This window comes from Polaribacter sp. R77954 (genome assembly GCF_044595335.1).
Taxonomy (GTDB): domain Bacteria; phylum Bacteroidota; class Bacteroidia; order Flavobacteriales; family Flavobacteriaceae; genus Polaribacter.
Map to the genome: position 1 here is coordinate 3,695,560 of NZ_CP138992.1, position 12,841 is coordinate 3,708,400.

Below are 12,841 nucleotides of genomic sequence, written 5' to 3' on the forward strand. Positions count from 1 at the left end.
TCGAGCGCAGTAGAGAAATCTTATTATGAAAAACATACTATTCTTACTATCTATAGCAATTCTTTTTTCTTGCAATCAAAAAGAAAAAACACAGAACCAAAAAAAATCTAAACTGAATATAAAAGCTTATGAATTAAAATCAGCAACCTTAGCTGCAGGAAAATTGATTAGAGTAGATAGTTTTCCATCAAAAAACATAAAGCCAAGGCCAGTTGATGTATGGTTGCCAGAAAATTATTCTGATGAAAAAAAGTATGCTGTTTTGTATATGCATGATGGTCAAAACTTGTTCGATTCATTATCTACATGGAACAAACAAGAATGGATGATTGATGAGGTAGCTACAGAATTAATGCGAAGTAAAAAAACAAAAGATTTTATAGTTGTAGGCATTCATAATATTCCTCAAATTCGTTGGTTAGATTTATTTCCAGAAAAAGCATTGCAAAATTTGTCTCAAACAGAGATAGACGAAGCACAAAGTATATCTAATTCTAAAGTGAATTTAAATGATTTTAAAGGAGATGAATATTTGCAGTTTTTAGTTAAAGAATTAAAACCTTATGTTGATAAAACCTACGCTGTTCATACAAATAAAGAAAATACATTTGTTGCAGGTTCATCTATGGGAGGATTAATGAGCATGTATGCCATTTCTGAATATCCAAACGTTTTTGAAGGAGCAGCATGTATTTCTACCCATTGGCCAGGGGCAATGCCAAGTGAACATAATCCTTTTCCAAATGCAATTTTTAAATATGCAGCAGAAAATATACCAAAAGCAAGTTCACATAAGTTGTATTTTGATTATGGTAACAAAACTTTAGATCAATTCTATCCTAAATACGCTCCTAAAGTGGATTCTATCTATTTAAATAACGGATATTCAGAAAATAATTTTAAAAACTTATTTTTTGAAGGTACTAATCATTCAGAAAGATCTTGGCAAAAAAGAGTAGATATTCCTATTGCTTTTTTATTAAAAAAATAAACTACAAATCCTGTGTAGCTTTTTAAATCCTTGCTAGTATACATCATATGAAAAAATATTTAATTTCTTACTTACTTCTTTTTCTAGTCACTATTTCTTTTGCTCAAAATCCAAGTAGAATATATAAATCTCATAATGAGGAAGGTGGGTTTTTTACAGTAGTTACTAATGATGGTAGTTATAAATTTCAGTTTTACACAGATGCCATTCTTGAAACAACTTTTATCCCAAAAGATGAAAATGCAAACCCAATTAGTCACGCTGTTGTTTTACAGCCCAAAAAAATAAAAACTCAATATAAATATGTAGGGAACACAATTTCATTTTCTAGCGAATCTATCTCTATTAATATTACTACAGAACCCTTTCAAATTTCTTATTTTGATAAAAATAATAATAGTATAACTTCAGAAAAAAGAGGGTATTTTAAATCACAACATATTCCTTTAGAATCTGTAAAAGGTAATATCCCAAATACAGAAACCGAAAAAATTGAGTTCAATTTAACCAATGATGAGGTTTTATATGGATCAGGAGCAAGAGCTTTAGGAATGAACAGAAGAGGATACAGGTTGCCTTTGTACAACCGAGCACATTATGGATATGAAACGAAATCTGAGTTGATGAATTTTACAATTCCGTTAGTAATTTCTTCAAAAAAATACATGATTCATTTTGACAATCCTGCCATTGGTTATGTAGATTTAGATTCTAAAAAAGACAATTCCTTGACCTATGAAACCATTTCAGGACGTAAAACGTATCAAATTATTGTTGGCGATTCTTGGCAAGATTTAATCAATAGTTATACCCATTTAACAGGAAAACAACCTTTACCTCCAAGATGGGTTTTAGGTAATTTTTCGAGTAGATTTGGATACCATTCTCAACAAGAAACAGAAGCAACAATTGCAAAATTTAAAGAAGATGAAATTCCTGTGGATGCAATCATTCTAGATTTGTATTGGTTTGGAAAAACGGTTCAGGGAACTATGGGGAATTTAGAAGTGGATAAAGATTCTTTTCCTGATATGAAACAAATGGTTAGCAATCTAAAAGACAAAGGTGTAAAAACCGTTTTAATTACAGAACCTTTTGTATTGTCAACTTCAAATAAATGGCAAGAAGCTAATCAAAAAGAAGTTTTGGCTAAAGATACCATTGGCAATTCTGCAAAATATGATTTCTATTTTGGTAATACAAGCATTGTAGATATCTACAAAAAAGAAGGAAAAGATTGGTTCTGGAATATTTACAAAGAGATTCTAAACCTTGGAGCAAAAGGACTTTGGGGAGATTTAGGAGAACCAGAAGTATTGCCTTCTTGGGTTACTTTTAACCAAAATCAAAAAGCAGATGAAATCCATAATTTGTATGGTCATGATTGGGCGCGATTAATTTTTGAAGGTTATCAAAAAGAATTCCCAATAGAAAGACCTTTTATTTTAATGCGTGCAGGAGCTGCTGGTTCGCAACGATTTGGAATGATTCCTTGGTCTGGAGATGTTAGCAGAAGTTGGGGAGGTTTACAAAGTCAACCCGAAATTTCTTTACAAATGGGCATGCAAGGTTTAGGCTATATGCACTCAGATTTAGGTGGCTTTGCAGGGGCAAATTTAGATGATAATTTGTATGTACGTTGGTTACAATATGGTGTTTTTCAGCCCATTTACAGACCTCATGCTCAAGAAGATGTAGCAAGTGAACCTGTTTTTAGGAGTAGTTTTGCAAAGAAACATGCCAAAAAAGCCATTGAATTGCGTTACAAAATGTTGCCTTACAATTACAATTTAACTTTCGAAAATAATCAAAAAGGTTTGCCTTTAATGCGTCCAATCTTTTTTGAAGAGGATAAAAGAGAGTTAATGACGAATTCAGAAACTTATTTATGGGGAAAAGACTTTTTAATTACACCTATTTTAAAAGATTCAGTAAAAACAAAAGAGGTGTATTTTCCAAAAACAGCTAATTGGTTTAATTTTTATTTTGATGAAAAAATTGAAGGTGGTCAAACAAAATCGGTAAAAGTAAAACAGAAAGCAATTCCTACTTATGTTCGAGGTGGAGTTATTATTCCTATGACAAAATTGGTGCAAACTACAGAAAATTATAAGGGTAATGTTTTAGAGTTGCATTATTGGTTTGATGCTTCAGTAAAAGAATCAGAACGAGTAATTTATAACGATGATGGACGCACTGCAAATGCCTTTGAAAAAGGTAAATACGAATGGTTAGAGTTTGAAGTAGAGCTAGATAAAAAATACTTAGAAATTGATTTCGAAGCTGAATTTGGTAAAGATTGGAATCCGCAAGAAAAAGAAGTAGAGCTCATTTTGCATAATATCACTTGGCACCCAAGAAAAATAAAAGTCGATGGCAAAAGAAAACGTATTGCTACTGCAGAACATCAACTAAAAATTCCAGTAAAATGGAATCCTAAAAAAGAATTAAAAATTAAGATCTCATTAAAATAATTGGGTTTATGAAAACTAAAAACACTTTATATTCAGTAGTAATTGCAACCCTTTTAATGAGTTGTTCAACACCAAAAGAATCTGAAAAGAAAATGACAAAACATAATTCTAAACCAAAAAAAGTGGTGGTTTATCAAGTTTTTACAAGGTTGTTTGGAAACACAAATACAACAAATAAACCATGGGGAACCATAGAAGAAAATGGAGTAGGAAAGTTCAACGATTTTACAGACAAAGCACTTTCAGAAATCAAAAATTTAGGAGTTACCCATATTTGGTACACTGGGGTTCCTCATCATGATGTAATTCGTGATTATACAAAATACGGCATTGCTAATGACGATCCAGATGTCGTAAAAGGTAGAGCTGGCTCACCTTATGCAGTAAAAGATTATTACAACGTAAATCCAGATTTAGCCGTAAATATTGATAATCGTTTGCAAGAATTTGAAGCCTTAATTGAGCGTTCTCACAACAATAATTTAAAAGTTATTATAGACATTGTGCCCAATCATGTGGCTCGTAATTATAAAAGCGTTACCAATCCTGATGGAATTAAAGATTTTGGTACTGATGATGATACATCAAAAGAGTATGACGTAAATAACAATTTTTATTACGTGCCCAATGCTGCGTTTAAAGTGCCAGACTTTTTAAACAATTACCAACCTTTAGGTGGAGAAAATCATCCTTTATCAGATAGAGAGTTCAACGAAAAACCAGCAAAATGGACAGGAAATGGATCTAGATCTCCAAAACCTAGTTTTTACGATTGGTACGAAACTGTAAAAGTAAATTATGGAATATCACCAAATGGCAAAAAAGATTTTTCTGATTTACCTGAAGGTGCAGAAAACCTAGATTACAAAAAACATTTTGAGTTTTGGCAAGATAAAAAAATACCCAATTCTTGGATTAAGTTTAAAGATATTGCCTTGTATTGGTTAAAAAAAGGTGTAGATGGTTTCAGGTTTGATATGGCAGAAATGGTGCCAGTTGAATTTTGGAGTTATCTAAATTCTAATATTAAAATGAAAAATCCAGATGCTTTTTTATTAGCAGAAGTATACAATCCTTCTTTGTATAGAGCATACATTAAAAAAGGAAAAATGGATTATTTGTATGACAAAGTACAGTTGTATGATACCATAAAACATGTAATGCAAGGTCATGGTTTAACAGATCATATTCCTCCAATTCAAGAAGACTTAAAAAATATAGAGCATCATATGCTGCATTTTTTAGAAAATCATGATGAGCAAAGAATAGCAAGTCCAGAATTTGCTGGAGATGCCTTAAAAGGAAAACCAGCTATGGTAGTTTCAGCAACTATTTCAACTTCACCAACTATGATTTATTTTGGGCAAGAGTTAGGAGAAGATGGTTCAGAAAATGCAGGTTTTGGAAGTCCATCAAGAACTTCAATTTTCGATTATGTGGGGGTGCCAGCTTTACAACGTTGGGTAAATAATAGACAATTTGATGGAGGACAATCTACCAAAGAAGAATTAGCTCTTAGAGATTTTTACAAACGTTTGCTAAACTTTACAATTACTTCTGATGCATTAATAGGTGAATATGCAGATATTCATCAATATAATAGAGAAAAAACCTTAAACTATGGAGACAAAATATTATCATTTGTACGTTGGTCAGAAAACGAAAAATTAGTAATTGTTTCAAACTTTGATGACAAAGGTCATCATCGATTTGTCTTAGAAATTCCATCAGAAATTATTAAAAAATGGAATTTAACTGATGGAAAATATCAAGTAACAGATCAATTGTATCAAAAAGAATCTTTCACTTTAAACGTTCAAGAAGGAAAAGGATTGATTGCTCTAAAGTTAAGACCTTTAGAATCGTTTATTTTAAAAATTCAATAATAATAACATCATGAAAAATATATTTTTATACTTAACAATTGTAGTGTTTTTTAGCTGTAATCAAAAATCAGAATCTACTATTTCAGACCCTGATCAACCTAAAGGATATGTAAACTTAACGCATCCTGAATGGAGTAAAAATGCATCTATTTATCAATTAAATACAAGGCAATTTTCTGAAGAAGGTACTTTTAAAGCAGCAGAAACTCAATTGCCAAGATTAAAAAATTTGGGTGTTGATATTGTTTGGTTCATGCCAATTCATGCTATTGGAGAAAAAAATAGAAAAGGGAATTTAGGAAGTCCATACGCTGTAAGAGATTATTACAGTGTGAATCCAGAGTTTGGAACACTTCAGGATTTAAAAGATTTTGTAAATGAAGCGCATAAATTAGGGATGTATGTTATTTTAGATTGGGTTGCAAATCATACTGCTTGGGATAATGTGCTATTAAAAGACCATTCAGATTGGTATCAAAAAGATTATAAAGGTGATTTTATGCCAACTCCTTGGTGGGATTGGTCTGATATTATTGACTTAGATTTTAGTAAACCAGAAGTTAGAAAGTATATGACTGAGGCTCTAAAATATTGGGTAAAAGAAGCTAATATTGATGGATATAGATGCGATGCTGCTGGTTTTGTTCCTATCGAATTTTGGAATAATGCAAGACAGGAATTAGACAAAATCAAACCCATATTTATGTTGGCTGAATGGGAATCAAGAGACATGCATGCTGAAGCTTTTGATATGACCTATGCTTGGAGTTGGAACGAAGCAATACACCAAATTTGTATGGGAGAAGCTAATGTTAATAAACTATATGTTTATTATTCATGGAATGAGAAATTCTTTCCAAAGAATATAATGCGTATGACATTTACAAGTAACCACGATATGAATTCTTGGGAAGGAACTATGTTTGAGCAATTTGGAGATGGTTTAGATGCTGCTATTGTTTTGTCTGTTGTTGGGGAAGGAATGCCATTAATTTACAATGGTCAAGAAGCAGGAAATACAAAACGTTTAGAATTTTTTGAGAAAGATGCAATACAATGGAAAGAACATTACATAGGTGATTTATATAAAAATCTTTTTGCTTTACTAAAATCGAATACTGCTTTATGGCATGCAAAATGGGGAGCAAAAATGATTAAAGTTCCAAATAATTATGAAAGTAAAGTGTTGAGTTTTGTTCGTCAAAATGAAAAAGATAAAATCTTTGCAGTTTTTAATTTTTCTAAAGAAAAAAAAGAAATCAATTTTAAAGAATCACTTTTTAAAGGCAATTATATTGATTTTAGTACATCAGAAAAAGTGAGTATTAATCAAAATACAAAATTAACTTTAGAGCCTTGGAGTTATAAAGTTTATATTAAATAATTCGAATTATGAAAAATCTATTTTTAGTTAGTTTTTTATTTATCACAATAATTTCTTGTCAAGAAAAACCTTCAGAAAAGATTTCAGAAGAGAAAAAGAAAGAATTTGTTTGGGAAGGAGCAAACGTATATTTTTTATTAACAGATAGGTTTAATAATGGAGATACAACCAATGATATCAATTTTAATAGAAAAGATGATGCTGCAGTTTTAAGAGGTTTTAAAGGAGGAGATATTAAAGGAATCACACAAAAAATTGAAGATGGTTATTTTACTGACTTAGGTATCAATGCCATTTGGATGACGCCAATTGTAGAACAAATTCATGGAGGAACAGATGAAGGTACAGGACTTTCTTATGGTTATCATGGCTATTGGGCAAAAGATTGGACCAAAATCGATCCAAATTTTGGAACCAAAGCAGATTTAAAAGAATTGGTAGCTGTTGCACATAAAAACGGAATTAGAATTTTGTTAGATGCTGTTATCAATCACACAGGTCCTGTTACCGAAAAAGATGCTGTTTGGCCAAGCGAATGGGTTAGAACAGAGCCACAATGTACTTATGATAATTATGAAAATACGGTTACTTGTACTTTGGTAAAAAACTTACCAGACATTAAAACTGAAAGTAACGAAAATGTGGATTTACCTCCGCAATTAGTGGCAAAATGGAAAGCTGAAGGGCGTTATGAACAAGAGTTAAAAGAATTAGATGAATTCTTTGCAAGAACTGGGCATCCTAGAGCTCCTCGTTTTTACATCATGAAATGGTTGACAGATTATATAACCGAATTCGGAATTGATGGTTACAGGGTAGATACAGTAAAACACACAGAAGAATATGTTTGGCAAGAATTTAAACAAGAATGTGATGCTGCTTTTGAACTTTATAAAAAAAACAATCCAAATAAAGTTTTAGATAATAACAATTTCTATTTGGTAGGTGAAGTATATAATTACGCCATTTCTCACGGAAAATCTTTTCCTTTTGGAGATAAAAACGTGAATTATTTTGATAAGGCTTTTAACAGTTTAATCAATTTTGAAATTAAATGGAATGCAAAACAAATGACACAAGCTGCTGTTTTTCATAAATACGATTCGATCTTAAACAGCAATTTAAAAGGGTATGGAATTTTAAATTACATGACATCTCATGATGATGGGCAACCTTTTGATAAAGAAAGAAATATGCCATATCAAACAGCCACAATGTTATTGTTAACCCCAGGAACTTCACAAGTGTATTATGGAGATGAATCTGCTAGAGATTTAACAATAGAAGGTGCAATCGGTGATGCAACTTTGCGTTCTTTCATGAATTGGGATGCTATAGAAAAGGATGCAAAAACTCAAAATATTCTTAGTCATTGGCAAAAATTAGGTCAGTTTAGAGCAAATCATATGGCTGTTGGTGCAGGAAAACACAAATTTATTTCTCAAGTTACCAACGAACTTGTTTTTTCGAGAACTTACAAAGAAGATAAAGTAGTTATTGGGCTTAATTTTAATAATGAGCAAATTATTATGGATGTTTCATCAATATTTAAAGATGGAGAAAAATTAAGAGACGCTTATTCTAATCAAGAAGTAACAGTTAAAAATGGAGAGGTAAATTTCAGTTCAGAGTTTGATACTGTTTTATTAGAAAAGCAATAACAATGAGAATAGGAGTTTTATTTTTTATTTTTAGCGCAATCGTATTTATTTCTTGTGATGTAAAGTCATCGAGTATTTCGTCTCCAGACGAAAATATTGAAGTAAAATTCCATTTAAATAAAGTTGGTCAGTTTTTTTACACCATAAATTATAAAAATAAAAAGGTAATAGATACGTCTTATGTAGGTTTTGATTTTGCCAATGCTTCATCATTTTATAAAGGATGCATAGCAAAAGTAAAAGAACCAACAGAAACTAATGAAACTTGGCAAATGCCTTGGGGAGAGCAATTAAATGTAACAAATCATTTTAAAGAAATAACAGTTGAACTTCAAGAAAAAGAGGCTTTAAAAAGAAAAGTAAATCTCGTTTTTAAAGTTTATAATGATGGTGTTGGGTTTCGTTATGAATTCCCAGAACAACCAAATTTCAACGAAGTTTTAATTGTAAACGAGCGCACAGAATTTAACTTAACAGAAGATTACAAAACATTTTGGATTCCTGGTGATTGGGATATTTACGAACATTTATACAGCACCACAAAATTATCAGAAATAGACGCAACAAATTACAAAGTAAACAGTGCTTTAGCGCAAACAAGTATTCCAGAAAATGCTGTAAATACCCCAGTTACTTTAGTAGGTAAAAACGGTTTGCATTTAAGTTTTCATGAAGCTGCTTTGATAGATTATGCAGGAATGACCTTAAAAGTAGATACCCAAAACTTAAGCTTTACCAGTAGTTTGGTGGGTTCTAACAATACAAAGTATAAAGTAAAAAGAACAGTGCCTTTTCACACACCTTGGCGAACCATTCAAATAGCAGACAATGCACCAGATTTAATTGCATCTAATTTAATTTTAAATCTAAACGAACCCAACAAATTAGGAGATGTTTCTTGGTTTACACCAATGAAATATACAGGTGTTTGGTGGGAAATGCACTTGGGTAAATCTTCTTGGGATTATGGAATGGAAATGGTTGACGGAAAATGGAAAGACACAGGTAAAGCTCATGGAAAACATGGAGCAACTACAGAAAATGTAAAACGTTTTATTGATTTTTCTGCTAAAAATAATATTGGCGGAGTTCTAGTAGAAGGTTGGAATACAGGTTGGGAACGTTGGATTGGTTTTGAAGACAGAGAAGGTGTTTTTGATTTTGTGACCCCTTATCCTGATTACAGTTTAGATGAAGTTACCCAATATGCAAAATCTAAAGGTGTAGAAATTATTATGCACCATGAAACTTCTGCTGCAACAGAAACCTACAAAAAACAACAAGATACAGCTTACGCTTTAATGCAGAAATATGGCATGCATACAGTAAAATCGGGTTATGTGGGTAAAATTTTGCCCAAAGGCGAATTTCATCATGGACAATACATGGTAAATCAATACAACAATGCAGCCATAAAAGCAGCAAAATATCAAGTAGCTGTAAATGCGCATGAACCCATAAAAGCAACTGGTTTACGAAGAACGTATCCAAATATAATTTCTAGAGAAGGTTTACGAGGGCAAGAGTTTAATGCTTGGTCTCCAGATGGAGGAAATCCACCAGAACATTTATCAATTGTAGCTTTTACAAGAATGTTAGCAGGACCAATTGATTACACACCAGGTATTTTTAATATCAAATTTAATGAGTTTAAAAAAGACAATCAAGTAAATACAACTTTAGCGCATCAATTGGCATTGTATGTGGTCATTTATAGTCCTGTGCAAATGGCTGCAGATTTAGTAGAGCATTATGAGGCAAATCCAAAACCATTACAATTTATAAAAGATGTAGGGGTAGATTGGTCTAAAACCAAAGTTTTAAATGGCGAAGTGGGTGAATTTGTAACCATTGCTAGAAAAGAAAGGGGAACTGAAAATTGGTTTCTAGGGGCAATAACCGATGAAAATTCAAGAATGATAACTCTAAATTTTGACTTTTTAGATGCTAATACAAATTATGAAGCTGTGATTTATAAAGATGGAAAAACTGCGCATTGGAATAATAATCCTTTAGATATAGATATAGAAAAAGTAGTACTAAACAGGCAATCAAAATTAACCATACAATTGGCAGAAGGTGGTGGTTTAGCTATGAGTATTTTAAAAAAATAAAAATGCTAGCGGTATTTTAAAAGCTATACAATTATAAGTAAAAAGCATACTTGGTTAATTCATATTAATAGTTTTTTCTTAAGATCAATTCAACTTGGTGTTTAGATTTTTACATTTCATAAAATAAGTTTATATTGCAATTGTTATGCGTGCATAATAAATTGAAAAGAGTTTCTTGCTTTTTAGGCAAGTATTCAAACTTAAACTGTCATTCCCATTTTATGGGAATCTAATTCTATTAGATATGAAATACAAGCACATTTTTAAGCCATTAGATTTAGGGTTTACTACCTTAAAAAATAGGATTTTAATGGGTTCTATGCATACAGGTTTAGAGGAAGAGAAAAATGGTTATGAAAAAATGGCTGTATATTTTGCGGAAAGAGCAAAAGGAGGTGTAGGATTAATAGTTACTGGAGGTATAGCCCCAAACATACAGGGGTGGACAGCCCCTTTTTCAGCAAGATTAAGTTCAAAAAAACACGTTAAAAACCATCAAAAGGTTACTCAGGCTGTTCATGTTGAAGGAGGTAAAATTTGTATGCAAATTTTACATTCAGGACGTTATGGATATCATCCTTTTAATGTAGGAGCATCAAAAATAAAAGCTCCTATAAACCCTTTTAAACCTTTTAAGTTAAGTGGTTTTGGAATTAAAAAAACAGTAAGAGATTTTGTAAACTGTGCAAAATTAGCTTTAGAATCTGGTTATGATGGGGTTGAGATAATGGGGTCTGAAGGGTATTTAATCAATCAATTTATAGCAAAAAGAACCAACAATAGAACCGATAATTATGGTGGGAGTTATAAAAATAGAATACGACTTCCTGTTGAAATTGTAACTAAAATTAGACATGCTGTTGGCGGAAAGTTTATCATCATCTACAGATTGTCTATGTTAGATTTGGTAGAAAAAGGAAGTTCTTGGGAAGAAATAGTAGAACTTGGCAAAGCCATTGAAAAAGCTGGGGCAACCATTATTAATACAGGTATTGGTTGGCACGAATCTCGTATTCCTACAATTGCAACTTCAGTACCAAGAGCAGCATTTACTTGGGTAACTAAAAAAATGAAAGAAGAAATTAAAATTCCTTTAGTTACTTCTAACAGAATAAATATGCCAGAAACAGCAGAAAAAGTTTTGGCAGAAGGCCATGCAGATATGGTTTCTATGGCACGTCCTTTTTTAGCAGATCCAGAGTGGGTAAATAAGGCAGAAGCAGAAAAAGCCGATGAAATCAATACGTGTATTGCTTGTAACCAAGCGTGTTTAGATCATGCATTTCAGAAAAAAGTTGCAAGTTGTTTGGTAAATCCGCGAGCTTGTCACGAAACCGAATTGAATTACAAAACAACTTCAAACCCCAAAAAAGTTGCGGTTATTGGTGCTGGTCCAGCTGGTTTGGCTGCCTCAACCATTGCTGCTCAAAGGGGTCATTGGGTTACCTTGTTTGATGCTGATGTAGAAATTGGTGGCCAATTTAATATGGCAAAACAAATTCCTGGTAAAGAAGAGTTTTATGAAACCATTAGGTATTTTAAAAAACAAATCGATTTACATAATGTTAAAGTAAAACTGAATACAAAAGTTTCGGTCTCTGATTTAGAAAATTCTGATTTCGATGAAATTATTTTAGCAACAGGCATCAAACCAAGAGTGCTAAAAATTGATGGCATTCACCATGAAAAAGTGTTGAGTTATATTGATGTGTTAAAACATAAAAAACCTGTGGGTAAAAGAGTGGCTGTGATTGGTGCAGGAGGCATTGGTTTTGATGTTTCAGAATATTTAACGCATCAGGGCGAATCTACTTCACAAAATATTGAAGCTTGGTTGCAAGAGTGGGGCATAGATAAATCGCTTTCGGCAAGAAGTGGAATAGAAGGCATACAACCCGATTTTCATCCTGCTTCTAGAGAAATTTTTATGTTTAAGAGAAGCAAAGGAAAGTTTGGTGGCAATCTTGGTAAAACCACAGGGTGGATTCATAGAGCTAATTTAAAAAAGAAAAAAGTACAATTTATTGGTGAGGTTTCTTACACTAAAATTGATGATCAAGGCTTACATTATACTCAAAATGAAGCACAAAAAGTTTTAGATGTAGATCATGTTATTATTTGTGCTGGCCAAACTCCGTTTAAAGAATTGTATCAACCCTTATTAGATTTAGGTAAAAAAGTACATGTTATTGGTGGTGCAGATTTTGCAAGCGAATTAGATGCAAAAAGAGCTATTGATCAAGGTGCAAGATTGGCGGCTGAGTTATAAAATAATAATTTAGTTTCCATAGCAAGTTTTCTTAAAGAATAGCATCTAAACAAACACATCAA

7 protein-coding genes are annotated in these 12,841 nt (G+C 32.0%); all 7 read left to right on the top strand.

Translation table 11 applies throughout. The features are described from left to right. Positions 1-25: 25 nt before the first annotated feature. The 7 genes from SJY27_RS15930 (at position 26) to SJY27_RS15960 (ending at position 12,779) form a co-directional block, all read left to right on the top strand. Positions 26-991: an alpha/beta hydrolase gene (locus tag SJY27_RS15930; RefSeq protein WP_397445859.1), complete on the top strand. Its 966-nt coding sequence runs from the start codon at positions 26-28 to the stop codon at positions 989-991. Between the two features lie 47 nt (positions 992-1,038). Continuing rightward, positions 1,039-3,465, top strand: a complete 2,427-nt coding sequence (locus SJY27_RS15935) for a TIM-barrel domain-containing protein (RefSeq protein ID WP_397445860.1) — start codon at positions 1,039-1,041, stop codon at positions 3,463-3,465. 8 nt (positions 3,466-3,473) lie between these two features. Continuing rightward, complete coding sequence (locus SJY27_RS15940) at positions 3,474-5,351, top strand: alpha-amylase family protein (RefSeq protein WP_397445861.1); 1,878 nt, start codon at positions 3,474-3,476, stop codon at positions 5,349-5,351. Between the two features lie 10 nt (positions 5,352-5,361). Beyond that, the gene (locus SJY27_RS15945; RefSeq protein WP_397445862.1) at positions 5,362-6,735 is read left to right on the top strand and encodes an alpha-amylase family glycosyl hydrolase; all 1,374 of its coding nucleotides are present in this window, start codon (positions 5,362-5,364) and stop codon (positions 6,733-6,735) included. A gap of 8 nt (positions 6,736-6,743) precedes the next feature. Then, positions 6,744-8,396 (top strand): alpha-amylase family glycosyl hydrolase, encoded by a 1,653-nt coding sequence (locus tag SJY27_RS15950; RefSeq protein WP_397445863.1) that lies wholly within the window; start codon positions 6,744-6,746, stop codon positions 8,394-8,396. 2 nt (positions 8,397-8,398) lie between these two features. Beyond that, positions 8,399-10,510: a glycoside hydrolase family 97 protein gene (locus SJY27_RS15955; RefSeq protein ID WP_397445864.1), complete on the top strand. Its 2,112-nt coding sequence runs from the start codon at positions 8,399-8,401 to the stop codon at positions 10,508-10,510. A gap of 244 nt (positions 10,511-10,754) precedes the next feature. Then, entirely contained in the window at positions 10,755-12,779 is a 2,025-nt protein-coding gene (locus SJY27_RS15960; protein WP_397445865.1) for an FAD-dependent oxidoreductase, read from the top strand. The last annotated feature ends 62 nt before the right edge of the window (positions 12,780-12,841 follow it).